Here is a 26,357-nt window from a genome sequence, read left to right on the forward strand (position 1 = left end):
TTGGCTTCCGCCACGAGGTCCTGGCGCTTGCCCTTCTCCTTGGTGGAGAAAGCGGCCTTCAGGAGATCGCCGGCGATCTCGCTGACCTTCGCCTTGTACTTGTCCTTGTCCGGGATCTGGATGTCCCACGGCTCCTTGGCGGCCTTCTCGGCGAGCTTGATGATCGCGCCGATCACCGGCTGCATGTGCTTGTGGCCGAACATGACGGCCTCGATCATCAGCGCCTCGGCAAGCTCCTGCGCCTCGCTCTCGACCATCATGACGGCATCCTGCGTGCCGGCGACGACGAGATCGAGCTTGCTCTCGATCATCTCGTCGATCATCGGGTTCAGGACGCACTCGCCGCCGATCACACCGACGCGCGCTGCACCGATGGGGCCGAGGAACGGCAGGCCGGAGAGCGTCAACGCCGCCGACGCGGCGACCATGCCGACGATGTCCGGGTCATTCTCGAGGTCATGGGAGAGCACGGTCACGACGACCTGCACCTCGTTCTTGAAGCCCTCGACGAACAGCGGGCGGATCGGGCGATCGATGAGACGGCTGGTCAGCGTCTCCTTCTCGGTGGGGCGTCCCTCGCGCTTGAAATAGCCGCCCGGGATCTTGCCGGCGGCATACGTGCGCTCCTGGTAGTTGACGGTGAGCGGGAAGAAATCGATGCCTGGCTTCGGGTTCTTGGCGCCGACGACAGTCGCCAGCACGCTGGTCTCGCCGTATTGCGCATAGACGGCAGCGTCCGCCTGGCGGGCCATGTGCCCGGTCTCGAGCTTGAGCGTACGCCCGCCCCATTCAATTTCCACGCGATGAATATCGAACATCTTCGTTCTTTCGTTCTATCTCTGTTTCATGTCTCTTTGATGCGCGGCATCCTTAGCACGAATGCCGACGGCGCCGCGAACCGAAAAGGTCTGCGACGCCCGTCTTTCCTCACATGCGCGAAAGTCCGGAGCCGAAAGGCTCTGCCGTCGCCAGCCCAAGAGATGCACCGATCAGCGGCGGATCCCGAGCTTTTCGATGATCTTCTGGTAGCGCGCTTCGTCCTTGCGCTTCACGTAGTCCAGAAGCTGACGGCGCTGGCTGACCATCTTGAGCAAGCCCCGGCGCGAGTGGTTGTCCTTCTTGTGCGCCTTGAAGTGCTCGGTGAGGCCGTTGATGCGCTCGGTCAGGATCGCGACCTGCACCTCGGGCGAGCCGGTATCGTTCGCCTTGGTGGCGTTGTCCTTGATGAGCTTGGACTTGGCTTCCGTCGTAAGCGACATCGGGTTCTCCTCTAGGGTTGGAGGGCCGCGCCGCAGACGCGGAGCCGGCCGGAAAACGGCCATGGCCGGGATGTCGTCCAGCCAGGTCGCAACAAGCCTCATCCAGAGCCGCGGGCCCGGACGGGATGGCGCTTTATACACGTTTGCCGAAGGCCGGCGAGGAAAAGTTGCGATTGTCGCAACACTGCGCAACAAGTGGGTACATCATCTTAAGCACTGATTCTATTAAATAAACAGGATTTCGCGGAAAGTTGGGTTGCCTGCACACAACGAAAAGATGCGATCCTCACACCTACCCCCGCGTGGCCTCGCTCAAAACCTCCACCGCCTTCTCGAGTTGCGGATCGAGGCCGGCAGCATAGGGGACATCGAACGGAACCTCGATCGTCGGCGCCACGCCCTTCCCCTCGAGCCGCTCGCCATCCACCGCCACGTCATTCACTGCAACCATGAGGAAACTGCCGTCCGAGAGCAGAAAGCCGCGGCCCGCCAGCAATGCGCCGGCCGTTCGCGTCCCGATCACCTCGCCATAGCCGTATTTCTTGAAGCCGTACGTCAGCACTTCCTTGCCGCTGCGCGTGCCGCCGTTGACCAGCGCGACCACGGGCTTGCGCCATTTGAAGCTCGCAAAGTCCGTCTTGCCCGCACGCTCGGTGAACGTCATGTCCGGGCCACGCGCATTAAAGAGATCGAGGTAGCGCGGCTGCGCACCGCCCCATCCGTCGCGCAGGTCCCAGATCAGCGCATCGGCATCCTTGAGCTTCCCGGTGCTCAATTCTTCTATCAGCGCATCCTGATAGCGTTCGCCCGCGTAGGACCAGATGTGGATGTAGCCGATGCGATTGCCATCCGCTTCGATGATGCGGGCCCCGTCGCGCATGGCCGCGCGGAACGCCTTCCCGGGTTCGATCCGCTCGGGACGAACGTCGACCACGGAGACCTCTCCATCGCGCTCGCGGCGTAACGAGAGTTTCACGACCGCGCCGACCTTGCCGCGAAACGACTCTATTGCCTCGAAGGGTTTGCCGTCGGAAGCGACGATCTCGTCTCCGACGAGAACCCCGGCTTTGGCCGCCGCAAGCCCTGCAAGCACGCCGGTGACGAACGTCTTACCGTCGATCTCGCGCGTGGAGATGCCGATGCCGGAATAGGAAACGCCGTAGGGCAGATGCTTGCGAAGACTGTCCCTGAGCCCGTAGCGGAAGATGTCGACGAGTTGGTAGTAGCGCGGATCGATATCCGCCACATGCATCGTGTGCGAGGCATCGAGTTCGGCCAGCATTGCGTTGATGGCCTCCGAGCGCGCCTTGACGGTTTCGAACGCGAGATACTGCGGCCTGTGGCGTGCGACCACCGCGTCCCAATCCTTGCCGTTCATCTTGGGATCGTAGAAATTCTCGCGCACGATCCGCGCCGCCTCATCGAACACGGCCGCATCAGCACCTTCGCGCGCCGGGCTTGGCGCCGCCGCAACGGCAAAAGCGACCAAAGCGAACGCGATGACAGCCCACTTCGAGAAAGTGACGGAATGCGGGAATATACGCATGGAGCCTCCACTGCCGCGACCCACCGAACGCAGCGAGGCATATAGGCGCTCGTCGCGCAGTGTCGAGATGCGGACGATGCCGGAGCGGTTACCCATCGTTCAGAGATCGGCACATTTCAACGCTCGGGGAACGGGACACGGTCGTTACGTATCTGGATCCCGGCCTTCGCCGGGATGACGTTGTGGGTTAGGCATCCGGTTCACCAAAAAACTACGTCACCCCGACGGAGGTCGGGGTCCAGACACGCATCAATGGAAAACCGCTATCCGCCGAAATTGAAGACCCGCGTCGGGTGCAGCGCGCCCCGCTCGATCTCCCCGAGCGCCACGATCTGCCCCTTCGACATGGCATAGGCGGCCCCGCCCAGGACAGGCGCATCGCGCCCCCGGATCAGGATGCTGCGCCCCTGCGCGAGGTTCGCCGCATCCGACGGGCTGACGTTGACCTCGAGGATGTCCCCGAGCGCCATCTCGACCGGCAGCAGGAACGGCGAGAGGTCCTCTCCCGCCTCCGCCGCGTCCTCGATCTCGTCGAGACCCACCGCGTTCTCCTCGCTGAACGGGCCGACGCGCGTGCGCCGGAGCGCGATGACATGCCCGCGGCAGCCGAGCGCACGGCCCATGTCGCGCGCGATGGCCCGCACGTAGGTGCCTTTGCCGCAGCGCGCCTCGAACACCGCCGTATCGTCATCCGGCACGTCGATGAGCCGCAATTCGTCGATGACGACCGGCCGCGCCTCGAGCACGACCTGCTCTCCGTCGCGCGCCAGCGCATAGGCCCGCTCGCCGTCGACCTTCACCGCCGAGAACTGCGGCGGCACCTGCATGATCTCGCCGACGAACTGCGGCAACAGCGCCTCGATGTCGGCCACCGTCGGGCGCGCCTCGCCGGTCGCAACCACCTCGCCCTCCGCGTCGTCGGTGGCCGTTTCCGCGCCCCAGCGCACGGTGAAGCGATAGACCTTCTCGCCGTCGACGGCAAACGGCACCGTCTTCGTCGCCTCGCCGAACGCGATCGGCAGAATGCCGGTCGCAAGCGGATCAAGCGTGCCCGCGTGCCCGACCTTCTGCGCGAAGAAGAGCCGCTTCAGGATGCCGACCGCGCGCGTCGAGGTCATCTCGAACGGCTTATCGAGCACCAGCCACCCGTGAACGGGATTGCCTTTCTTGCGTCGTGCCATGCGGGGAAGCTAGTCCTTCTCGACGTCGCGACGCACCTTGTCGCTGTGCAGCAGGCGATCGATCCGCTGCACCTCCTCGAAGGTCTCGTCCTCGCGGAAGCGGATCTCCGGCGCCGAGCGCAGGTCGACCGCATGCGCAATCTCACCGCGGATGAAGCGGACATTGCGGCCGAGCGCCTCGATCACGACCTTGGTGTCCTTGCCGCCGAGCGGCATCACGTAAGCCGTTGCCAGCTTGAGATCGGGCGACATGCGCACTTCCGTGATCGTCACCACGTGCGAGGCGAGCACGTCGTCATAGATCTCGCCGCGCGCCAACATCTCCGCGAGCTTGTGACGGATCAGTTCGCCGACGCGCAACTGCCGCTGCGACGGAGCCTTCGCCTGGTGGGATTTCTGTCTGGACATCTTCTTTTCCTACCGGGATCGAACCGGCACGAGGCAACGCCTCTTTGTACCTTTGAGAGTTTTCGGCTGCGAAGCAGCCGGGGAGCAAGTCGACCCGTGACGAGTCACGCCCCCGCGGAGGGCCAGGCTAAGGCGGCGTCGCCGCCTTAGCCGAACAGGCCCGTGAGCGCTTAGAGGCTTCTCTGGATCGTCTCGACCTGGAAGCACTCGATCTCGTCGCCCTCGCGGATGTCCTGGTAGTTGGCGAAGGCCATGCCGCATTCCTGGCCGGCCGGCACCTCCTTCACGTCATCCTTGAAGCGCTTGAGGATCGACAGCGTGCCCTCGTGGATGACGACCTTGTCGCGCAGGAGGCGCACCTTTGCGCCGCGCTCGACCTTGCCTTCCGTCACGAGGCAACCCGCCACCTTGCCGACCTTCGAGATGTTGAAGACCTGCTTGATGGTCGCGTAGCCGAGGAACACCTCGCGCTTCGTCGGCGCGAGCAGGCCCGACATGGCCGCCTTCACGTCGTCCACCAGGTCGTAGATGATGTTGTAGTAGCGGATCTCGATGCCCTGGCTGTCGGCAGCCTGCTTCGCCTGCGTGTTGGCGCGCACGTTGAAGCCGATGACGACCGCCTTCGAGGCCGACGCGAGCGCGATGTCCGATTCCGTGATGCCGCCGACACCCGAGTGCACGACACGGGCTTCGACCTCATCCGTCCCGAGCTTCTTCAATGCGCCCTGGATGGCTTCGACCGAGCCCTGGACATCGCCCTTGATCAGGAGGGTGAAATCCTTCTTGCCGGCCGCATCCTTCAGCGTCTGCATCATCTGTTCGAGCGTACGCGGCGTGCCCGCCGAGCCCAGCGTCTCGCGACGCTTCCTGATGCGGTAGTCGGTGATCTCGCGAGCTCGCGCTTCGTTCTCGACGACGGCGATCTGGTCGCCCGCTTCGGGAGCGGAATCGAAGCCCAGCACCTCGACCGGAACCGAAGGCCCGGCGGCGTCGACATTCTCGCCCTGGTCGTCGATCAGCGCACGCACGCGGCCCCAGGCCGTGCCGGCAACAACGATATCGCCGAGGCCCAGCGTACCGCGCTGCACGAGCACGGTGCCGACGGGACCGCGCCCGCGCTCGAGCTTGGCCTCGATGACGATGCCTTCGGCCGACCGATCCGGGTTGGCCTTGAGATCGAGCACTTCGGCCTGCAAGTGGATGGTCTCGAGCAGCTTGTCGAGGTTGGTGCCCTTGAGCGCCGAGACCGGAACCTCCAGCGTCTCGCCACCCATGCTCTCGACCACGATCTCGTGCGAGAGAAGGTCGGTCTGCACCCGCTTGGGATCCGCCGCCGGCTTGTCGATCTTGTTGATCGCAACGATGATCGGCACGTTCGCGGCCTTGGCGTGATTGATCGCCTCCACCGTCTGCGGCATGACGCCGTCATCGGCCGCCACCACCAGCACCACGATGTCCGTCACCTTGGCGCCGCGGGCGCGCATGGCGGTGAACGCGGCGTGGCCCGGCGTATCGATGAACGTCACCTTCGAGCCCGACGGCGTCGTCACCTGATAGGCGCCGATGTGCTGTGTGATACCGCCCGCTTCGCCCGAAACGACGTTGGTCTTGCGGATGGCGTCGAGCAGCGACGTCTTGCCGTGGTCGACGTGACCCATGATGGTGACAACGGGCGCACGCGGCTTCTGTGCCTCTTCCGCGTCCTTGTCGCCGATGAAGCCGGTCTCGACGTCCGCTTCCGAAACGCGCTTCGGCGTGTGGCCGAACTCGGTGACGATCAGCTCCGCCGTGTCCGCATCGATCACGTCGGTGATCTTGTGCATGGCGCCTTCCTTCATCAGGAACCTGATGACATCGACGCCGCGCTCCGTCATGCGGTTGGAGAGCTCCTGGATCGTGATCGCCTCGGGGATGACCACCTCACGCACGATCTTGTCCCTCGGCTGCTGGATACCCATCGCCTTGAGCTTCTCGCGCTCGCGCTTGCGCTTGAGCGACGCCAGCGACCGCTCACGCTGCTGCTCGTCGAGGGCATTGTTGATGGTGAGCTTGCCGCGCTCGCGGCGGTCCTCGACGGCCGGCGCCTTGACCGGCACGCGCACGAGCTTGCCGCCGCGCTTGATGGCCCGGCTCTCCTCGTCCTCCGTCTCCACGGCCGCCGGACGCGGGCGCACATCCTTCGAGATCTTGGCGACCTCGCCCGTGGCACCACGATCGGCGGCGGGCGGCGGGCTGGCCGGACGCGGCAGCTCGATCTGCTTGGGGCGACCGCCCTCGCGGGGCGCAAAGCGCGTGTCGAACGTCGTCGGGCGCGCACGCGGGCCGGAGGCGGGACGGGCGCCCTCAGGCGCCGGACGGGCTGCTGACCGCTCGGGCGCGGACGGACGCGTGGGCTCGGGCGCCGCCTGTGGCGGCGGAGCAGGGCGCGCGGTCTCCTCGGCCGCAGGAGCAGGCGTCGCGACGACGGGAGGCGGGGCCTCGGCGGCGCGCGCGGCATCCGCCACACGCTGCTCCTCGGCGCGCTGCGCGTCTTCCTGCGCCTGCTTGCGCGCCTCTGCCAGCGCGCGTGCGCGCGCATCGCGCTCCTCGGGCCGCAGAAGATCGGCTTTCCCCGTGTCCCCTCGCACGTCGGCGCGCCCCGGCGCCCTGGACGGCCTCGCCTCGACCTTGGGTGCGGCCGGAACGGTCGGACTTGGCGCCTCCGCTGCCGCGGCTCCCGGAGCCGCGAGCTTGCGCGTCTTGCGCTTTTCCACGACCACCGACTTCGAGCGTCCATGGCTGAAGCTCTGCCGGACGTGGCCCGATTCAACGGTGCGCTGGAGCGAAAGCGGCTTGCGTCCGCCCCCGGTCGTCGTCTTGTCGGCAGTATCCTTGGTTTCGCTCATTCGATATCCGTTTCAAACCTTCGGTTCCCGGGCCTTTTCCGGCCCGCTGGATGCAGCAGTGCCCGACCGGTAGCGGGCGAGCCGCTCGGCCTCTTGCAACAGCCGCGCGGCGGCTCCGCCGTGTATGAGGGCAGCATGTACCACATTTGACCGCCCCATGGCCAAGCTCAATTGTTCTGTCGATAGACTGGTTACCACAACCGCTTCACGGCCCTTCGCGCGGGCGACGGCGGCAAACTTGCGCGCGAGCTTTTCCCGCCCGCCCTCCGCCGCATCCGCACCCTGAAGAAGGCCCACGGCAGCGCCCGACTGCACGAGCTCGTCGACCTGCTGGAACCCGGTCGTCACCAGCCCCGCCTTGTTGGCGAGGGCGAGGGCTTCGAGAACCCGCCTCTCGAGAAGCCTCTCGACGTGGTCGGGCAACGCCGGATCCGCCTTGACGGGTCTCTTGAGGCTCCTGGCGAAGACGTTGGCGTCGACCGCCCGCTGGACCGTCGCCTTGTCGGCTTTGATCCACACCCCGCGGCCCGGCAGCTTCCGCGCGAGATCCGGAACGATGGTTCCGCCCGGATCGGCGACGAAGCGGATCAGCTCGCCGGGATCGAGCGCCTCCCGCGTCGCCGCGCAGAGACGCGCTCCGCCGCTCTCGCGAACGGCAGGCTCGGCGTCATCGATCTGGCGGCGGCGGTCGGCCAATGCCCCAAAACCTCCAAAGCGTGTGCGGCCCGTGTCACGGCCTCAAGCGTCCGAAGCGGGAGCGGAAGCCTCGGCTTCCTCGCCCGTGTCCTCGGCCGTCTCCGTCTCGTCCTCGGCCGGCTGCAGCAGGTCCTCGGCCGTGATCCAGCCCGCAAGCACGCGCGCCGACATGATCAGAGCCTCGGCATCCTTGCGATCCACCTCGAAGCCGTCGAGCACACCCTTGTGCCGCACCGGCTCCACGTCCTTGTCCTTCGAGCGCTCGGTCCAGCCGATGAGATCGTCGGTCGCGCAGTCCGCGAGATCCTCGAGCGTCTTGATGCCGTTCTCGCCGAACGCGACCAGCATCGCCGTCGTGACGCCCTCGACCTTGGCGAGATCGTCCGCGACACCGAGCTCGCGCCGGCGCGCATCGCGCTCCGCCTCGAGCTTCTCGAGATACTCGCGCGCGCGCGTCTGGATCTCGTTCGCCGTATTCTCGTCGAAGCCTTCGATGTGCGCGATTTCCGAGAGATCGACGTAAGCGACCTCCTCGACGGAGGCGAAGCCTTCCGTCACCAGCAATTGCGCGATCACCTCGTCCACGTCGAGCGAATCCATGAAGATCTGCGAGCGCTCGGCGAACTCCTTCTGGCGCCGCTCGCTCTCCTCCTGCTCGGTCAGGATGTCGATGTCCCAGCCCGTGAGCTGGGAGGCGAGGCGCACGTTCTGGCCGCGCCGGCCGATGGCGAGCGAAAGCTGGCTCTCCGGCACCACGACCTCGATGCGGTTCGAGTCCTCGTCGAGCACCACCTTCGACACTTCGGCCGGGGCAAGCGCGTTGACGATGAAGCTCGCCGCATCCGGGTTCCACTGGATGATGTCGACCTTCTCGCCCTGGAGCTCGTTGACGACCGCCTGCACGCGCGCGCCGCGCATGCCGACGCAGGCGCCGACGGGATCGATGGAGCTGTCGCGGCTGATGACCGCGATCTTGGCGCGCGAGCCCGGATCGCGCGCCACCGACTTGATCTCGACCACGCCGTCGTAGATCTCCGGCACTTCCTGCGCGAAGAGCTTGCTCATGAACTCGGGCCGCGCGCGCGACAGGAAGATCTGAGGCCCCCGCTGCTCGCGGCGCACGTCGTAGATGTAGGCGCGGATGCGGTCGCCGTAGCGCACGTTCTCACGCGGGATCATCTCGTCGCGCCGGATGATGCCCTCCGCGCGCCCGAGGTCGACGATGACGTTGCCGTACTCGGCGCGCTTTACGGTGCCGTTGACGATCTCGCCGACGCGGTCCTTGTACTCGCCGAACTGACGATCGCGCTCGGCTTCGCGCACCTTCTGCACGATCACCTGCTTGGCGTTCTGCGCGGCGACGCGGCCGAAGTCCAAGGGCGGCAGGCCCTCGGCGATGAGGTCGCCGACCTTCGCATCCGGGTTGCGCCGCTTGGCGTCCTCGACCGTGATCTGCGTGGCCTCGTTCTCGACGTCATCGACGACCGCCAGCACGCGCGACAGCCGCGTCTCGCCCGTCTTGGGGTCGATCTCGCAGCGGATATCGTTCTCCGCGCCGTAGCGGGACTTTGCGGCCTTCTGGATCGCGTCCTCCATGGCCTGGATCACGATCTTGCGGTCGATCGTCTTTTCCCGCGCGACGGCATCCGCAATCTGCAGAAGCTCGAGCCGGTTGGCGCTGATGCCTGCTACGCCTGCCATAGTCAGAGACCCTCCACGTCGTCGGTCTTGAGTTCGTCCGGATCGGCTTCGACGCCGTCTCCGAGTTGCCTATTGCCCTTGCCCGCGGCCTTGGCGCGGGTGAGCGCTTCGCGAATGAGCTCGTCCGTGAGCACCAATCGCGCGCTCGCGATCAGCCCGACCGCAAGACCGATGGTCTTGTGTCCCTCTTCTCCGAGGTCCACCTCGACCAGAGCCTCGCCGTCCTCGAAACCCTCGAGGCGCCCCCGGAAGCGCTTGCGCCCTTCGATCGGCGCCTTGAGCTCGATCTTCGCTTCCGACCCCGCCCAGTCGACGAAGTCGGACGGGCGCACCAGCGGGCGATCGATGCCGGGTGATGACACCTCGAGCCGGTAGCTGTCGGTGACGATGTCCTGCACGTCGAGCAGCGGCGAGATGGCCTTCGAGATCGCCTCGCAATCGTCGATCGTCATCGAGCCGTCCGGCCGCTCGGCCATGATCTGGACCGTCTTGCCGTCTCGACCGGATATTTCGATACGCACCAGCCGGAATCCAAGGCTGTCGAGCACAGGCTCGACGAGCTGGGCGAGATCCGATGCGAGTCCGGTCTCCTGGATGAAGCGATCGCGGGGCGCGACCTCGTTTGCGCTATGCATGCCGACTTGCTTCCGGCCGCCGGGAGGCTGCCAAAACAAAAAAGAGCGGACCCTTGCGGGGCCCACTCTCAGAGTTGAGATGATCATGAGCAGGCGAACAATACGTGACTACGCCACTCCTGGCAAGCCTCTTTGCCCCGGGCTTTGCGCCGCCCCGGCCGGCCTTTCGCGGGGCTCGGCCGGACCCGGCGGGGATGCCCTGAGAAAGCGGAAGAAATAGCAGCGCCGACCTTCCCGGCCCGCCTTGGCCTCATACCGGGTCGCCGGCCAGTCGGCCGGGCGCACCCGCCAGTCCGCGGGACCCTCGGCCGCCCAGCGAAAATCGGGGGCTCCCTGAACGGCGGAGAGCGCGGTGCGGGCGTAATCGCCGATGTCGGTCGCGAGCCTGAGCTCGGCGCCCGGCACCATCACCCGCGCCAGGAGGCGCAGAAGCTCCGGCGAGAAGAGCCGCCGCTTCCGATGACGTTTCTTGGGCCAGGGATCCGGGAACAGCATGAACACCCGGGCGATCGACCGCTCCGGCAGCCAGCGAAGCAAGGGCCGCACGTCATCGCCCAGGAGGCGGACGTTGCCGAGCCCCCCCTCGTCGATGGCGGTCAGCGCCTTGACCATCCCCTCCTCGAAGGGCTCGCAGCCGATGAGCCCCACGTCCGGATGGGCCCGCGCCTGCCAGACGAGGTGCTCGGCCCCGCCGAACCCGATCTCGAGCCACACGGCCCGCGTCCCGGGCGCAAACAGCTCCGCGGGATCGCGCGGCGCGGCGCCCGACGGATCGACGGCAACTTTGGGCAGCAGGTCGCCGAGCAGCCGCTCCTGGCGCGCGCTGAGCCCACGTCCCCGCCGCCGCCCGAACGAGCGGATCTCCGGACGCACATGCACGGATTTGTCTCCTGCTCGATCCACGTCGCTTCTTAGGTGCGCCATGCAGCGGCTCGCCATTGCGGAAATATGTCTGGACCCGGCCGTCCATGCGAAGCATGGCTCCGCCGTGATGCCAGAGTGACGCGGGAGTTTGCGGCACCCAGCGGTTTCCCCACAACGTCACCCCCGGCAAAGGCCGGGAGCCAGCTACGTGTGAATGGGCACGCACACGATCCTACTACGGGCCAAGCCCAGGATGCAGCGCCCGCGGAGAGATCAAACCGCCTTCTGGATCGCGTCGGCGAGGTCGAGCTTCTCCCACGAGAACCCGCCGTCATTGTCGGGCTTGCGCCCGAAATGGCCGTAAGCCGACGTGCGCGCATAGATCGGCCGGTTGAGGTCGAGCTGCGCGCGGATGCCGCGCGGCGTGAGATCCATCACCTTGCCGAGCGCCGCCTCGATCGCCCCCTCATCGGCCTTGCCCGTGCCGTGCGTATCGACATAGATCGACAGCGGCCGCGCCACACCGATGGCATACGAGAGCTGGATCGTGCAGCGGTCCGCAAGGCCGGCGGCGATGACGTTCTTGGCGAGATAGCGCGCGGCGTACGCGGCCGAGCGGTCGACCTTCGTCGGATCCTTGCCCGAGAACGCACCGCCACCGTGCGGCGCGGCGCCGCCGTAGGTGTCGACGATGATCTTGCGCCCCGTGAGGCCCGTGTCGCCGTCCGGCCCGCCGATGAAGAACTTGCCCGTCGGATTGATGTGCCAGACGGTCTCCTTGCCGATCCAGCCGTCGGGCAGGGCGGCCCGCACATAGGGCTCGACGATGTCGCGCACGTCGCTCGAGGTGAGGTCCTCGACGATGTGCTGGTGCGAGACCACGATCTGCGTGACGCCGACCGGCCGGCCGCCCTCGTAGCGCACCGTCACCTGGCTCTTCGAATCCGGGCCGAGCTTTGCCGCATCGCCGTTCTTGGTCTTGCGGGCCCGCGCCAGGTCCTCGAGAATCTTGTGCGCGTAGTAGATCGGCGCCGGCATCAGCTCCGGCGTCTCGCGGCAGGCATAGCCGAACATGATGCCCTGATCGCCCGCGCCTTCTTCCTGGTTGGTCGGCTGCCGGGCGTCGACGCCCTGCGCGATGTCGGCCGACTGCCCGTGCAGCAACACCTCGATATTGCAGTTGGCCCAATGGAAACCCGCCTGCTCGTAGCCGATATCGCGGATGGCCGAGCGGGTGATGTCCTGGATCCGGGCCACAGTGACGGAACGAGGTCCGCGGTACTCACCCGCGATGACGACGCGGTTCGTGGTGGCGAGCGTCTCGCACGCGGCGCGGATCTGCCAGGGATCGAGCCCTTCGGCGATCCCGTCGCGGAAGAAGGCGTCGACCACCTCGTCCGAGATCCGGTCGCACACCTTGTCCGGATGCCCCTCCGAAACGGATTCGCTCGTGAACAGAAATGACTGGCGTGCCACGTGATCCTCTCGATCTCGCTCTGAGCTGCAGCGGAGCCCGGCCGCGGATTGGAAAGCAGAATGACGAACGGGAAGCAGCCCCGGGCACGCGGCCCGTCCCCAACGGAAAGCCGCGGCACCTCTTGCCGCTTTTGCCGACTTCGGTCAAGCGGCCGCCGCCTGGAAAGCTTCGAACCCCGGGATCGGGCGAGAGACGGACCGGCCGCCCTTCTTAGCCGAGAGGGTCCTCGCCGCCGAGCGCGCGCACCAGCTCGACGACGGATCGGCGCACGCGCGCGTCCGCGATTTTTACGAAAGCCTTGTTGAGCTCGAGCCCCTCGCGCGTCGAAAGGAACTCGATCACATAGGTTTCGGTCGGACGCTCGGCGAACCCCGGCGTCAGCGCCTCATCGATGAGGTCCGACGGAGCCTCGTCGTAAAAGAACTGCACGGGCACACCGAGAACACGCGACAGGTCGAACAACCGGCTCGCCCCGATGCGATTGACGCCCTTCTCGTATTTCTGGACCTGCTGGAAGGTGAGGCCCAAATGCTCGCCGAGTTTTTCCTGGCTCATCCCGAGCAGCATGCGGCGTAGCCGGACCCGCATTCCGACGTGCGCATCGATGGGGTTCGGCTTTCTCGACCCGCGTTCGGTCTCGCCGTCGTCGTCGTCTTCCTTCGCCATCAGCTCACGCACTCCCTGCCCATGACGCTCGCTCGAAGGCTCTGCCTAGGGAACTCGCTGCACTGGGTCAATATTTTACCCGCGTGAAAAGAAATTTCATACTACATCTTCAGGAGAAATGCGAGAATTTCACAACCAAAAGAAGTATTTCCCCGACTCCTATACCCATTTAACGCAACACATCCTTCGCGCGTGGAACGGCATTCCGCCGGCCGACGATATAAACGATAGATGCGAACACCAAGCCCAAGAGAAGAAAAACACTGTCGCCCAGGACGGCATAAGGGGAAAAAGTTCGCGCCGCGGGAAGATGGGAGTCCACGCTCCCTCTTTCGTTCATGCCGAGCATGACCAGGGCCCGGCCGCTCGAATCAACGACCGCCGAGATTCCGTTGTTGGCCGCCCGCACGAGGGGAACCCCCTCCTCCACCGCCCGCACGCGCGCCTGATGGAAGTGCTGGCGTGGCCCGGTCGTATCGCCGAACCAGCCATCGTTCGTGACGTTCACGAAAAGCCCCGGCCGCCGCGCGCTTTGTGCGCCGACACCGGGAAACACGGCCTCGTAGCAGATGAGCCCCCCGACGGGCGGAAGTCCCGGTACCGCGAGCACCGGCCGCGGCGTGACACCGACCGAGAACCCTCCGCGCCGTCGCGTGAGCTGCTCGAGACCGATCGCCTCGAGCGCGCCCTGCCACGGCAGATACTCGCCGAACGGCACCAGATGCGTCTTGTCGTAGACGGCTTCCAGAGCGCCCGCGCCGTCGAACGCCATGAGGCTGTTGTAAGCGCGCTCGGGGCGCCCGGCGAGGCCGCCGCTACCGGCCCCCTCGCGCCGGAGCGCGCCCGTCAGCAGGAACGCGCCGTCGGGCAGCATCTCGCCGATGGCCGCAAGGGCCTCGGGATGCTCGAGCGGGAGAAACGGCATCGCCGCTTCGGGCCAGATCACATGCGTGATCCCGGCGAGATCGTCCCGCCTGCCGGAGGCGTCTCTCTCCGAGAGGGCGATGTGATCCTGGAAGATCGCGGCCTGCTTCTCCGGCTGCCACTTGTCGCGCTGCGCAACGCTCGGCTGCACGATCCTGATCCTGACGCCCTCGACGGTGCCCGCCGGCGCCGTCGCAAGCCACGCCGTCCCGTAAGCGGCAAGGAGAGCCAGCGGCACGCCGGTGATCGCCAGCGCCTTGAGGCCCGCCCTGCGCCGCAACCGCCCGCGCGAAGCCTCGGCCGTCAAAACGAGAGGCGCCGAGAAGACCGGCACCGCGATCAGCGTCAGGCCGTAGATGCCGAGGAGGCTCGCGCTCTGCATGAGAACGAGCGGCCAGGTCAACGCATAGCCGAGCACGTTCCACGGGAAGCCTGTCAGGATGTGCCCGCGCAGCCATTCCGCGGCGCCGAGAAAGAGCGCCAACACGAGGAGCCGCCCGACGCCCGGCCGCCAGACCGTCGCCGCACCGGCCGCAGCCCCCGCCCAGAAGAGCGCGAGCCCCGCCGGCATCGCCGACACCGCGAGCGGTAACAGCCAGCCGAACTTCTCGGACTCGACCAGAAACGCTTCCCCGATCCAGAACAGCCCGAAAAGAAAATAGCCGAGCCCGAACCACCATCCCGCGCCGCCCGCCGCGCGCGCCGCTTCGCGCCGGCCGCCGGGATGCGCCGCCGCGTCGTCGATGAGCCAGACGAGAACCGGGAGCGTGAGGAAGAGAATCGGGGCGAAGAAAAAAGGCGCGAGCGCCAGGTTCGACAGCGCGCCCGCCGCGAACGCCAGCCCACGCCGCCGCCAGCCCCGCGCCGACCTCACCGTATGATGCCAATCGCCGATGAGGTCGCGCGCGCCCATGGCGGATCAGCCGGCCGCGTCGCCGCTGGCCGACGGGACATGGATCTTGAGCCGCTTCACCCGCCGCGGGTCGGCGTCGAGCACCTCGAACTCGACCCCCGATGCCGGATGGCGGATCAATTCGCCCCGCGCCGGCACACGCCCCACGATCGTGAAGACGAGCCCGCCGAGCGTATCGATGTCCGCTTCCTCCTCAGGCGTGAGGAGCTTCCGCCCGAGCCGCGTCTCGAGTTCCTTGACGGGCGCGCGGCCCGAGGCGACCAGCCCGAGCTTCGGATCGACCGCGATAAGGTCCGCCTCCTCCTCGTCGTGCTCGTCCTCGATGTCGCCGACGATCTGCTCGACGAGGTCCTCGATCGTAACCAGCCCGTCCGTGCCGCCGTACTCGTCGACGATGAGCGCCATATGGACGTGTGTCGCCTGCATGCGCACCAGGAGGTTCATGGCCGGCATCGACGGCGGCACGTAGAGCACGGGCTTGCGGATTTTCAGCACGGCGATCGGCCGGCTGAGGTCGAGGCGGCTGAGATCGGGCTTGCCGTCGGTCGTCCCCGGCGTCCTGGCGCCCGCCGCCGGTTCGCCCTTGCCGACGTCGCCCCCGGACACCGGCCGCTGCTTGATGGGATCGCGCAACGCGCGGCCCGCCACCTCCGCCGAGACCCAGCGGAAGAGGTCCTTGATGTGCAGCATGCCGCGCGGGTCGTCGAGCGTGTCGTGATAGATCGGGATGCGCGAGACGCCCGACTCCTCGAACAGCCGGATCAGCGCACCGAGCGTTTCCATCTCCTCGATGGCGATAATGTCGGCGCGCGGCACCATGATCTCGTCGACGCGCGAAGCTCCGAATCGGAGGAGGCCCGACAGCATCTTGCGCTCTTCGGGCGAGAACCCGCCCGTGGCCTTCGCCTCTTCCTTGACCAGCACCTCGAGCTTGTCGCGAAGCGTCGGCTGCTCGGCGAGCCCGAGCCGGGTCCAGAGATGTTGCAGCCAGCCGCTCGCGCTCTCGCGCATCGTGCGCCGCTCGGTACCGTAGGTCGCGTCGTCCATCTGGTCGTCGTCGCTGCTCATGGAACTAAAGGGGGCTGCTCCTCGCCGCCATAGGGATTGGGAATGCCGAGAGAGGCGAGGATCTCGATCTCGAGGCCCTCCATCTCCCCTGCGTCCGCGTCCGTCTCGTGATCGAAGCCGAGAAGATGCAGAAGTCCGTGCACCACGAGATGCTGGAGATGGTGAGCGGCGGTCACGCCCTGCTCCGCAGCCTCCCTCTCGAGGGTCTCCTGCGCGAGGACGATGTCGCCGAGCGGTTGCGGGCTCGCCGCGCCGAAACGCTCGAGCGCGGGAAACGACAGCACGTTGGTGGGTTTGTCCTTGCCCCGGAACTGGGCATTGAGCGTGCGCAGGGTCTCATCGTCGCTGAGCGCCACGCAGGCTTCCGCCGGAGGATGCGCCGCAAACCGCGCATCGGACGCGAGCGCGCGGCCCGCGGCGTCGATCAGAGCGTCGCGCTGTCCAAGCCGGGACCAGTCCCCCGCTTCGTGCAGAATGTTGAGGCTGAGCCAGAGCGATTGCACGCGCGCGTCCGCGCTCGGACTTCGCTCGCTCGGACTTCGACTGTCCGGGTCTCCGGGCATGTCAGGGCTTCCTCGTCCCGGCCGTGTCGTAGGCTTCCACGATCCTGGCCACGAGATCGCGCCGCACGACGTCGGCCCCCGTGAAGCGCACCGCCGAGATTTCCTCGACGCCGGAGAGGAGCCGCACGGCCTCCTCGAGGCCCGACGTCATGCCGGGCGGCAGATCGATCTGCGACGGGTCGCCCGTGACGACCATCTTCGAGTTCTCGCCGAGCCGCGTCAGAAACATCTTCATCTGCATGCTCGTCGTATTCTGCGCCTCGTCGAGGATGACGAAGGCGTTTGCGAGCGTGCGGCCGCGCATGAAGGCGAGCGGCGCGATCTCGATGATGCCGCTTTCGAGGTCCCGCTCCACCTTCTCGGGCGGCAGCACGTCGTAGAGGGCGTCATAGAGCGGCCGCAGATAGGGATCGACCTTCTCGCGCATGTCGCCGGGCAGGAAGCCGAGCCGCTCGCCGGCCTCCACCGCGGGCCGCGAAAGGATGATGCGCTCGACGACCCCGCGCTCGAGCCACTGCGCCGCGAACGCCACGGCAAGATAGGTCTTGCCGGTGCCGGCCGGTCCGATGCCGAACACGAGATCCGTCTTTTCGAGCGCGCGGATATAGGTGCTCTGCGCGGGTGTGCGCGCCTTCACGACCTTGCGCCGCGTCGCGATCTGCGCCTGCCCGTCGGACGCCGCCGTATCCTGCTGACGGGCGTGGCGGATCAGGCCGTCGAAGTCTCCGGGCCCGACATGCTGCCCCTTGGCCGCGCGCGCATAGAGCTGCTCCAGAACCTCGCGCGCGATATCGCACGCCGTCTCCGGACCGGACAGGATGACCACGTTGCCGTGCGCGTGCGCCTCGATGCCGAGTCGATCCTCAAGGAGCGCCAGATTGGCGTCAAACTCGCCGAGGAGGCGGGTCAGGTGGCGGTTGTCCTCGAAAGGCACAACCACGCGCTTGCTCTGAATGGGAGATTTAGCCACTCGCCTCCGACCTACTGCCGTCTGGCCGCGCATTGCTGTCAATCGTCTCGTCTCCTGAGACCACCGGGGCGGAAGGGCGGCTTGCCCAACGGACCTAGCATAGGGACGAAAGTCGCCGAATCAATGCTCCGTCCCGTCTCGAACCGTTAACAGGTTCAGGATTGCCCGCATATGGCGCCCGAGAGACTGTTGGCCCCGGCCGCGCGGATCTCCACATCGATGACGCGCCCGATGAGAGCCGGATCGGCATCCGCATGCACGAGTTGTAGATAAGGCGACCGCCCGACGAGCTGCCCGGCATGCCGCCCGGCCTTCTCGAACAGCACGGGAAGCCTTTTGCCGACGCACGCGCCGTTGAACCGCCGGTAGCCGGCGTCGATCACCTCTTGCAGGCGCTCGAGACGCTCCCGCTTCACCTCTTCGGGAACCTGCCCGTCCATGGTGGCGGCCGGCGTGCCAGGCCGCGGGCTGTACTTGAACGAGAACGCATGCGCGAATTCGGCCTCCCGGACGAGCGCCAGCGTCGCCTCGAAGTCCGCATCGCTCTCGCCCGGAAACCCGACGATGATGTCCGTCGAGAGGGCGATATCGGGCCGCGCCCGCCGGATGCGCGCGATGAGGGCGAGATAGTCCGCCGCCGTATGCTTGCGGTTCATGGCAGCGAGCACGCGATCCGCGCCCGCCTGGAACGGCAGGTGCAGATAGGGCATCAGCTTGTCCTCGCGCGCGTGCGCCTCGATGAGCGCTTCGCTCATGTCGCGCGGATGGCTCGTCGTGTAGCGGATGCGCAGGAGCCCCTCGATGCCGGCGAGCTGGCCGATGAGCCCCGCCAGCGTCGTCGGCGCGCCGTCCGGACCTTCGCCGTGATAGCCGTTGACGTTCTGGCCGAGCAGCGTGATGTCGCGCACGCCGCGCTGGACGAGGCGCCGCGCCTCGTCGACGAGCGCCGCAACCGGCCGCGAATACTCCATGCCGCGCGTGTACGGCACCACACAGAACGTACAGAACTTGTCGCAGCCCTCCTGCACCGTGAGGAACGCCGTCACCGCCTTCGCGGATGCGCGCTCGGGCAGCGCCTGGAACTTGTCCTCGTCCGGAAACGCGGTCTCGACGAGCGCCGTCTCGCCGCCCCGGAGGCGGCTGAGCAGCTCCGGCAGGCGATGGTAGCTCTGCGAGCCGAGAACGAGATCCACCGCCGGCGCGCGCCGCACGATCTCCTCGCCTTCGGCCTGCGCCACGCACCCGGCCACCGTAATGAGGGTCTCCTTGCCGCCCTCGGCCCGCGCGCTCTTGATGTCGCGCAGCCGCCCGAGGTCCGAATAGACCTTTTCCGCCGCCTTCTCGCGGATGTGGCAGGTGTTGAGGATCGCCAGATCCGCCTCGTCCGGCGCATCGGTCTCGACGTAGCCTTCCGCGGCGAGCATCTCGCTCATGCGCTCGGAATCGTAGACGTTCATCTGGCAGCCGAACGTCTTGATGAACACGCGCTTCGCCGCCGGCGCCGCCGCGTGCCCGTCCGGCTCCGCCTGCGGGCTTGCCTCTTCGAAAGGCATTCGATCGAGATCGTCCAAGAGGATGCCTTTCCGGCTGTCCAGAGTCTCCCGTGCGTCAGGGCCCGTACCACAGTTCGCCCCACGACGCACCTTTTGTTGTTGCATTGCAGCATCGCGCCGCCGTTTTGTCCAGTCGGCGCGCGGCGATAGCCCCCGATGCTCACACGCCGGACGCTCCCCGGAAATGCGTTAACGCGCTGCGCCGGCGCGACGAATCGAATTAGCGGAACATCGGACTGTTGCGGGTCGGCGACGCCGGTATGCGGTCCTCCGCCGCAGGGGTCGTCACCGCGATCTCCGCCTCCTCGGGGTAGCTCCGCAGCAGCCGCACCACGTTCTCGCGGATCTCCGCCTCGCTGCGGCGCGCAAGATCCTTGCGGTCGGCGAAGTCCCCGAGCGGGATCGGGGCTCCGATGCGAATGCTGACGTCGAGCGGCCCCGCCTTGAGCAGCGACCAGGCGTGGCTCTGCATCTCCATGTCGCCGAACCAGCCGACGATCGGCCGCGCCCAACGGCTGAGCGGCACGCCGTGCAGCCGCGTGTAGACGAGCGACAGCGTCTGCACCACGACGTCCGGCGGGTCGGAAGACCCCGCCGTGGACGCCTTCGCAGAGGGCTTCGCCGCCGCGAACAGCGATGTCTTGAACGGCAGCACGCGGTTGCCGTCGCTGGATGTTCCCTCCGCGAACAGCACCACCGTATCGCCGCCGGCCAGCCGCGCCATGATCTCGTTGGTCGTCGCGCCGACGGCGCTGCGCCGCCCGCGGTCGACGAACACGCTGCGCTGCAGCTTGGCGAGCCACGACACGAACGGCCAGTGCGCGACCTCCTTCTTGGCCACGAACGACAGCGGTGCCACCGCCGACAGCACGGTGATGTCGAGCCACGACGTATGGTTTGCGACCAGCAGCACCGGCTGACCGCGGGCAACTTTCCCGTCGACCTGGAGCTTGAGGCCGAACAGCCGGCAGACCTGCCGGTGATACCAGTGCGGAAAGCGCCGCGCCCCCGCGGGCGATACCCGCAGCAGCACGGCCTGAACGGGCATCAGCGGCACCGTCAGCGCGAAAAATCCGGTCAGGATGGATACGGCTCTGAGCGTTCCCATGGCGTCCCGCCTGTCCGCAACCTAGCTCCTGCGCGGCGTCTTCTTGCGGTCGATCGGCTCGCCGTAGAGCTCGAGCCGGTGCCCGACCAGCGCATAGCCGAGCTCGCGCGCGATCTTCTCCTGCAGCTTCTCGATCTCCGCGTTGTGGAACTCGATCACGCGGCCGGTGCCGATGTCGATCAGGTGGTCGTGATGCCCGCGCGTTGCCTCCTCGTAGCGCCCGCGCCCGCTGCCGAACGCATGCCGCTCCAGGATCCCTTTCTTCTCGAGCAGATTGACCGTGCGGTAGACCGTCGACAGAGAGATATGCGGATCGACCAGATGCACACGCCGGTGCAGCTCCTCAACGTCCGGATGGTCGCGCGCCTCCGACAGCACCCGCGCGATGACGCGGCGCTGTCCGGTCATGCGCAGCCCGTGCTCGGCGCACAGCACCTCGAGCCGGGAGAGGCCCTCATCTTTCAAGACCATCATCGCGCATCCGGTCCAGGGATCCCGCCGCGCCGGCGGCGACCGCGGTTAGGGGTGTTCTACCGGATCGTGATCTCGGATTCCATAACGGCGCCTAAAGCTTGAGGGACAAAGTCACCGCATCGACGGGCTCTCCGCCCGGGCGCGCATAATAGCCGCGCCGGAGACCGGTGCCGAGGAACCCGACGCGGCGGTAGAGCTCCATGGCCGCGTCGTTGTCGGCCGCCACCTCGAGGAAGAGCGTCTTGGCCTCCGCCCGCTGCGCCGCGCGCGCGACGCCTTCGATGAGGCGCCGTCCGATTCCCTTGCCTTGCCAGTCCTTCGCGACGCCGACGGACAGGATCTCCGCCTCGTCGGCCGCGAGCTGGGCCAGCACGAACCCCACGCACGTCTTGGGCACGCCCCCGACCATGGCGAGGAACGCTGTCGAAGCCGGATGATCGAGCAACGTGCGCACGCTCTCTTCCGACCAGGGCGGGGAGAAGAGCTCCGTATGCAGCCGCGCGACCTCGGCCGCCTGGTCCGGTCCCGCCCAGAGCAGCGATACGTACTTCGGATCGAATGCGCCGCCGTCGCTCATGACACCCCCGTCGACACCCTCGCGAGCGAAGCGCCATCCTGCGGCTTCGCATCCGGGGGCCTGAGATAGAGCGGTCGCGGACGCTCCGTGCCGGCCGCCACTGCCGCATCGGGAACATGCCGCACGTCGGGCTCCAGATCCGGCAGCCGCGCCGAGGCGGCAATGCCCAGATCCTGCGCCGCCGCGACCAGCAGCTCCGCCCCCGACCCGACCGCGACCGCCGCCCGCCCGTCGAGCATCCGCGCTGCGTCCGACGGCGCAAGCAGCGCCGGGGCACCGAGCGCCGTCCAGCCGGGGCCCGCGAAGCATTGGAAGTAGATCTCGTCCCGCCGTGCGTCGACCGCCACGGCCAACACCTTGCCCGCAACGTCGGCCGGGATGTCGTAGGCCGCCGTATAGGCCATGACCGCAAGACTGGAGAGCGTGCCGATCCGCGCGCCGGTCGCGAGCGCGAGGGCCCGCGCCGCCGCGATGCCGACGCGCTGCCCGGTGAAGGTGCCCGGCCCCGTGGTGACGACGATTCGCGCGATGTCCCCGTAATCGAATGGGGCCTCCGCCATCACCTCGCCGATCATCGGCGTCAGGAGCTCGGCATGCCCCCTGAGGAGCCGCTCGAAACGGTAGGCCCCCGCGACCCCGTCCGGCGTATACCAGGTGGCCGCGGCCGAGCAGGCGCCGAAGCACGTATCGAAAGCCAGCGTATTCATGGCCCGGAGAATAAAGCACGATGGGAATCGTGCAACGCGCGCGTTTGACCTCTTCGCCCGACCCAGATCAGACGATCTTCGCCAGCTCCTCGAACGCGAGGCGCGGCGCGCGTGGCCTCAGCGCCGAAGCATCGCCATATCCGAGATTGCAGAGAAAATTCGCCTTGACCGGCGTCTCCGCGAAGAACGCCGCCGTCACGCCTGCCTGGTCGAAGCCCGACATCGGCCCGCAGTCGAGCCCCAGAGCGCGCGCCGCGAGGATGAGATAGGCGCCCTGCAGCGACCCGTTGCGGAACGCCGTCTCGGCGATGTGCTCGGGCTTCCCGGCGAACCATGACCGCGCATCCGTATGCGGAAACAGCCGCGGCAGCTTCTCGTAGAACGAAAGGTCGTAGCCGAGGATCGCCGTGACGGGTGCCTGCATCGTCTTGTCCCGGTTGCCCGCCGAGAGGAACGGCTTGAGCCGCGCCTTGGCCTCGGGCGACCTCACGAACACGATGCGCGCAGGCTCGCAGTTGGCGCTCGTCGGGCCGAGCGCCATGAGATCGACGATCCGGACGAGAAGCGCGTCCGGCACGGGTGTATCCCGCCAGACGTTATGCGTCCGCGCGGAGAGGAAGACCTGCTCCAGCGCGGCCTGATCGATTGCAGCGGACATCGGGTCTCCTCGATCGGGAAGGACACGGAAAAAGCCCTGCTGAATGCGGGGGTCCCGAAACCCGTGCGCTTCAGACGGCCTGAACCGCCTCCACCTCCGGGCAGAAGTGCTTGAGAAGGTTCTCGATGCCGTGACGGAGCGTCGCCGTCGAGCTCGGACAGCCCGAGCAGGCGCCGCGCATGTGCAGGTAGACGATACCGTCGCGGAAGCCGGCGAAGGTGATATCGCCGCCGTCCTGCGCCACCGCCGGACGCACGCGCGTCTCGAGCAGCTCCTTGATGGTCGCCACGACGTTCTCGTCCTCGGCGTCGTAGCTGCCCTCGGTGGCGTCGTTGGCGCCTTCGACCGCCGACGCACCCGACATGAAGTGTTCCATGATGGCCCCGAGGATCATCGGCTTGAGGTGCTGCCACTCGGCATCCGTCTTGGTGACGGAGATGAAATCCGAGCCCAGGAACACGCCCGCGACGCCGTCGATATCGAAGAGCCGCCGCGCGAGCGGCGACGCCCCGGCCTCGCCCTTGGCGCGGAAATCGGCGGTGCCCTCCACCAGCACGGTCTTGCCGGGAATGAACTTCAAGGTCTGAGGGTTGGGCGTCGCCTCGGTCTGAATGAACATGATGTCACCGTCTCCACCGTGGGGCCGGCGCAGGATGCCGCTCGGCCAAAGGATTATCCTTTAGAATAGTTCCAGAAAATAGGAGGACAATCGGGAATTGTCCAGGCTGCGAACCATGATTCAACGGAGTCTTGATCGACAGAATTGGCCAATTCGTCGCGAAAGCCTGCAAACGAGGGATTCGCTGCGCTTCCGCTTCCAAAAGCCTTCGCATCACGGCCTCAGGCCAGCGCGATGATGTCGTCGAAGGCGAGGTTGCCCGGCACCACGGTCACCGGGATGGGGAACGATCCGGCGGCCGCCCCTCCTGCGAGCGTCGAGACCAGAGGTCCCGGCCCGTCGGGATCGGTCGCCGCCCCGAGCACGAGGATGGACACGTCCTCGTCCTCGGCGATCGTCCTCATGATCTCCTCGGCCTTGGTCCCCTCGCGCACCAGCTCCTCGCAGGGGATATTCTCGAAGCCCACGAGGTTGAGCTTGCGCCGGAACAGCCGGAAGAGCGCGCGCGCCTTGAGCGTCTCCTCCTCGATCTGCACCTGCTTCACGCCCGCCCAATGCTGATAATCCTGCGGCTCGATGACATACAGCATGAGTAGCGTGCCCGACGAGCGCACGATGCGCGCCGCCGCGTAATAGAGCGCGCTCTCGACCTCCGGGCTTTCGTCGACGACGAGCAGGAACTTCCGGGCGTGGCCCGCCTCGAACGAGCGGCGTTTGCGGTATGTCTGCGTCATGACGGCGATGCTGCCATGTGATTGCGAACTCCACAACCGACGCCCGCGCATGATCCGCAAGGCTGAGCACCCTGCCGAGCGGGCCCACAGCGCTGGCGATCTTCTGCGAGAGACGTCTTGCGCTGGCGCCCCGCGCGGCTCACGCCCGACGGAGCAAGGCCCCGGCCGCCGTTTTACGACCGGATGAAGCCGACGATGTCCTTCACCTCGTCGAGGATCGGCGTCGCGATCGCCCGCGCCCGTGCCGACCCGTCCGCCAGCACGCGGTCGATCTCGGCCGGATCGTCCATGAGACGCACGATCTCGGTCCGGATCGGCCCGAGCGTTCCGGTCGCGACCTCCGTCAGTGCCCGCTTGAACCCGGTGAAGATGCTGGGCCCTTCCGCCGCGGTCGCCTGCAGCACCTTGAGCCCCTCCTCCTTCGACACCTTCGCCAGCGCCGCGTAGATGCCGACGAGGTTGTCGATCTCCGGCCGCGCCTTGAGCTGCTCGAGATCGGCCGGCGGCGCCGGCTCCATGTCGGTCTTGGCCCGCTTGATCTTGTCGGCGATCGCGTCCGTGCCGTCCATCAGGTTGATGCGGCTCATGTCGGAGGGCTCCGACTTTGACATCTTCCGCGTGCCGTCGCGGAGACTCATGACGCGCGTCGCCGGCCCCATGATCACGGGCTCGGGTTGCGGAAAGAAGACGCCGTCGGCGTAGCCCTTGGCCTCGATCCCGGCGCGGAAGTCGTTGTTGAACTTCTGCGCGATGTCGCGCGCGAGCTCGAGATGCTGCTTCTGGTCCTCGCCGACGGGCACGTGCGTCGCGCGATAGGCGAGGATGTCGGCAGCCATCAGGTTGGGATAGGCGTAAAGACCCACGGATGCGTTCTCGCGGTCCTTGCCGGCCTTCTCCTTGAACTGCGTCATGCGGCTGAGCCAGCCGAGCCGGGCGACGCAATTGAACACCCACGCCAGCTCCGCATGCGCCGACACCTGGCTCTGGTTGAACAGGATGCTTTTCTGCGGGTCGAGGCCGGACGCGATGTAGGCCGCCGTCACCTGCCGGATCGAATGCCTGAGCTCGCCCGGGTCCTGCCAGACGGTGATCGCGTGCAGATCGACGACGCAATAGATGCACTCGTGCGTCTTCTGCATCTCGATCCACTGCACCATGGCGCCGAGATAGTTGCCGAGATGCAGGCTGCCCGTCGGCTGCATGCCCGAAAAAACGCGTTCCTTGAGTTCCATCGCCCTCGTCCCGGCCGGTCTGTCAGGCGCGGGTTATGGCGCGACCAAGGCCCATGCGCAAGGGTCCGCGCTCAGCTCCTGCGGATGAGGTTGCGGAGCTGGCGGAGGTTGATCGTGCCCGTGGCCACGACGATGAGCGCATAGACGATCAGTCCCGCCGCGACCAGCATCGCCAGCGCGAGCATATGGGCGACGAAGCCCTGCGCCGGCGCGAAGAGCGGCCCCAGGAGATGATGCACCACGACGAGCGCGACCCCCATCACCACGGACGAGAGCAGGATCGTCGCGAACGCGCGCACCATCCGCCGGTCCATCACGAAGTGCCCGCGCCGGACCAGCGTCGTCCACAGGAGCCCCGCATTGAGCCACCCGCCGAGCGTCGTCGCCACCGCGATCCCGAGCTGCGGCAGCCAGCCTATCCTGCGGAACAGGAAGAACAGCGCGATCGAGCCCAGCGTATTGGCCGTCAGGCTGACGGCGGCATAGCGCATCGGCGTGCGCGTATCCTCGCGGGCGAAATAGGCGGGCGAGAACACCTTGATCATCACGAACGCCGGCAGCCCGAGCGCGAACACGGCGAGCACCGCCGCCGTGTTCGCCGTGTCCGCCGCAGTGAACGCCCCGCGCTCGAACAACACCCTGACGATCGGGGTCGGCACCACCGCGAGCGCCACGGCCGCCGGCACCGTGAGCAGCATCGCGAACTCGAGCGAGCGGTTCTGGCTGTCCTGCACGGCCGCATGGTTGCCGGCCCTGAGTTGCCGCGCCACGTCCGGCAGCAGCACGACGCCGATGGCGATACCGACGATGGCGAGTGGCAGCTCGTAGAGGCGGTCCGCATAGTAGAGCTGCGAGACCGCACCCGGCTCCTGCGAGGCGATGACGGTGCCGATCATGATGTTGAGCTGCGTCACGCCGCCCGCGATGACGCCGGGAATG

Annotated in this window: 25 protein-coding genes and 1 pseudogene; all 26 read right to left on the reverse strand. The window is 67.1% G+C overall.

The genetic code is table 11. From position 1 onward, the window contains the following. Nucleotides 1–818: pseudogene (locus V7082_RS15050) on the reverse strand (polyribonucleotide nucleotidyltransferase); the annotation flags it as partial. Nucleotides 819–989: 171 nt separating this feature from the next. Further along, the gene (rpsO, locus tag V7082_RS15055; protein ID WP_334149920.1) at nt 990–1,259 is read right to left on the reverse strand and encodes a 30S ribosomal protein S15; all 270 of its coding nucleotides are present in this window, start codon (nt 1,257–1,259) and stop codon (nt 990–992) included. A gap of 292 nt (nt 1,260–1,551) precedes the next feature. Next, entirely contained in the window at nt 1,552–2,805 is a 1,254-nt protein-coding gene (locus V7082_RS15060) for a S41 family peptidase (RefSeq protein ID WP_334149923.1), read from the reverse strand. Nucleotides 2,806–3,068: 263 nt separating this feature from the next. Then, nucleotides 3,069–3,986: a tRNA pseudouridine(55) synthase TruB gene (gene truB, locus V7082_RS15065; RefSeq protein ID WP_334149925.1), complete on the reverse strand. Its 918-nt coding sequence runs from the start codon at nt 3,984–3,986 to the stop codon at nt 3,069–3,071. 9 nt (nt 3,987–3,995) lie between these two features. Then, nucleotides 3,996–4,394, reverse strand: coding sequence for a 30S ribosome-binding factor RbfA (gene rbfA / locus V7082_RS15070; protein ID WP_334149927.1), 399 nt, complete (start codon nt 4,392–4,394; stop codon nt 3,996–3,998). Nucleotides 4,395–4,564: 170 nt separating this feature from the next. After that, complete coding sequence (gene infB / locus V7082_RS15075) at nt 4,565–7,279, reverse strand: translation initiation factor IF-2 (RefSeq protein ID WP_334149928.1); 2,715 nt, start codon at nt 7,277–7,279, stop codon at nt 4,565–4,567. Nucleotides 7,280–7,291: 12 nt separating this feature from the next. Beyond that, nucleotides 7,292–7,975: an RNA-binding protein gene (locus V7082_RS15080; RefSeq protein ID WP_334149930.1), complete on the reverse strand. Its 684-nt coding sequence runs from the start codon at nt 7,973–7,975 to the stop codon at nt 7,292–7,294. 42 nt (nt 7,976–8,017) lie between these two features. Further along, nucleotides 8,018–9,676, reverse strand: a complete 1,659-nt coding sequence (gene nusA, locus V7082_RS15085; protein ID WP_334149932.1) for a transcription termination factor NusA — start codon at nt 9,674–9,676, stop codon at nt 8,018–8,020. Between the two features lie 2 nt (nt 9,677–9,678). Continuing rightward, on the reverse strand, nt 9,679–10,311 hold the full coding sequence (gene rimP / locus V7082_RS15090; RefSeq protein WP_334149934.1) for a ribosome maturation factor RimP: 633 nt from the start codon (nt 10,309–10,311) through the stop codon (nt 9,679–9,681). A 108-nt stretch (nt 10,312–10,419) separates the two neighbouring features. Next, on the reverse strand, nt 10,420–11,190 hold the full coding sequence (trmB, locus tag V7082_RS15095) for a tRNA (guanine(46)-N(7))-methyltransferase TrmB (RefSeq protein ID WP_334149936.1): 771 nt from the start codon (nt 11,188–11,190) through the stop codon (nt 10,420–10,422). A 258-nt stretch (nt 11,191–11,448) separates the two neighbouring features. Next, nucleotides 11,449–12,651: a methionine adenosyltransferase gene (gene metK / locus V7082_RS15100; protein WP_334149938.1), complete on the reverse strand. Its 1,203-nt coding sequence runs from the start codon at nt 12,649–12,651 to the stop codon at nt 11,449–11,451. A 211-nt stretch (nt 12,652–12,862) separates the two neighbouring features. Next, on the reverse strand, nt 12,863–13,318 hold the full coding sequence (locus V7082_RS15105) for a helix-turn-helix domain-containing protein (protein ID WP_334149940.1): 456 nt from the start codon (nt 13,316–13,318) through the stop codon (nt 12,863–12,865). 169 nt (nt 13,319–13,487) lie between these two features. Beyond that, entirely contained in the window at nt 13,488–15,155 is a 1,668-nt protein-coding gene (gene lnt / locus V7082_RS15110; RefSeq protein ID WP_334149942.1) for an apolipoprotein N-acyltransferase, read from the reverse strand. A gap of 6 nt (nt 15,156–15,161) precedes the next feature. After that, entirely contained in the window at nt 15,162–16,223 is a 1,062-nt protein-coding gene (locus V7082_RS15115) for a hemolysin family protein (protein ID WP_334149944.1), read from the reverse strand. Then, a complete protein-coding gene (gene ybeY, locus V7082_RS15120) occupies nt 16,220–16,726 on the reverse strand; it encodes an rRNA maturation RNase YbeY (RefSeq protein ID WP_334149946.1) in 507 nt (168 codons plus the stop codon). Before ybeY ends, V7082_RS15115 begins: the two co-directional genes overlap by 4 nt. A 61-nt stretch (nt 16,727–16,787) precedes the next feature. Beyond that, nucleotides 16,788–17,789 carry a PhoH family protein gene (locus tag V7082_RS15125; RefSeq protein ID WP_442909802.1) on the reverse strand — a complete coding sequence of 334 codons (1,002 nt, stop codon included), beginning with the start codon at nt 17,787–17,789 and terminating at the stop codon, nt 16,788–16,790. A 122-nt stretch (nt 17,790–17,911) separates the two neighbouring features. Continuing rightward, nucleotides 17,912–19,309: a tRNA (N6-isopentenyl adenosine(37)-C2)-methylthiotransferase MiaB gene (gene miaB, locus V7082_RS15130; protein ID WP_334149950.1), complete on the reverse strand. Its 1,398-nt coding sequence runs from the start codon at nt 19,307–19,309 to the stop codon at nt 17,912–17,914. 220 nt (nt 19,310–19,529) lie between these two features. Further along, complete coding sequence (locus tag V7082_RS15135; protein ID WP_334149952.1) at nt 19,530–20,417, reverse strand: lysophospholipid acyltransferase family protein; 888 nt, start codon at nt 20,415–20,417, stop codon at nt 19,530–19,532. Between the two features lie 21 nt (nt 20,418–20,438). Then, the gene (locus tag V7082_RS15140) at nt 20,439–20,888 is read right to left on the reverse strand and encodes a Fur family transcriptional regulator (RefSeq protein WP_442909801.1); all 450 of its coding nucleotides are present in this window, start codon (nt 20,886–20,888) and stop codon (nt 20,439–20,441) included. A gap of 94 nt (nt 20,889–20,982) precedes the next feature. Next, entirely contained in the window at nt 20,983–21,468 is a 486-nt protein-coding gene (rimI, locus tag V7082_RS15145) for a ribosomal protein S18-alanine N-acetyltransferase (RefSeq protein ID WP_334149955.1), read from the reverse strand. Further along, nucleotides 21,465–22,175, reverse strand: coding sequence for a tRNA (adenosine(37)-N6)-threonylcarbamoyltransferase complex dimerization subunit type 1 TsaB (tsaB, locus tag V7082_RS15150; RefSeq protein WP_334149956.1), 711 nt, complete (start codon nt 22,173–22,175; stop codon nt 21,465–21,467). Before tsaB ends, rimI begins: the two co-directional genes overlap by 4 nt. Before the next feature lie 67 nt (nt 22,176–22,242). Further along, complete coding sequence (locus V7082_RS15155; RefSeq protein ID WP_334149957.1) at nt 22,243–22,833, reverse strand: malonic semialdehyde reductase; 591 nt, start codon at nt 22,831–22,833, stop codon at nt 22,243–22,245. 70 nt (nt 22,834–22,903) lie between these two features. After that, nucleotides 22,904–23,452 (reverse strand): NifU family protein, encoded by a 549-nt coding sequence (locus V7082_RS15160; RefSeq protein ID WP_334149958.1) that lies wholly within the window; start codon nt 23,450–23,452, stop codon nt 22,904–22,906. Nucleotides 23,453–23,673: 221 nt separating this feature from the next. Continuing rightward, nucleotides 23,674–24,186, reverse strand: a complete 513-nt coding sequence (locus V7082_RS15165) for a universal stress protein (RefSeq protein WP_334149959.1) — start codon at nt 24,184–24,186, stop codon at nt 23,674–23,676. A 173-nt stretch (nt 24,187–24,359) separates the two neighbouring features. Beyond that, nucleotides 24,360–25,418 carry a tryptophan--tRNA ligase gene (trpS, locus tag V7082_RS15170; RefSeq protein WP_334149960.1) on the reverse strand — a complete coding sequence of 353 codons (1,059 nt, stop codon included), beginning with the start codon at nt 25,416–25,418 and terminating at the stop codon, nt 24,360–24,362. 71 nt (nt 25,419–25,489) lie between these two features. Next, nucleotides 25,490–26,357: murein biosynthesis integral membrane protein MurJ (gene murJ, locus V7082_RS15175; RefSeq protein ID WP_334149961.1), on the reverse strand; the 868-nt coding region annotated here is incomplete at its 5' end.

This window comes from Hyphomicrobium sp., from assembly GCF_036833075.1.
Lineage (GTDB): Bacteria > Pseudomonadota > Alphaproteobacteria > Rhizobiales > Hyphomicrobiaceae > Hyphomicrobium_C.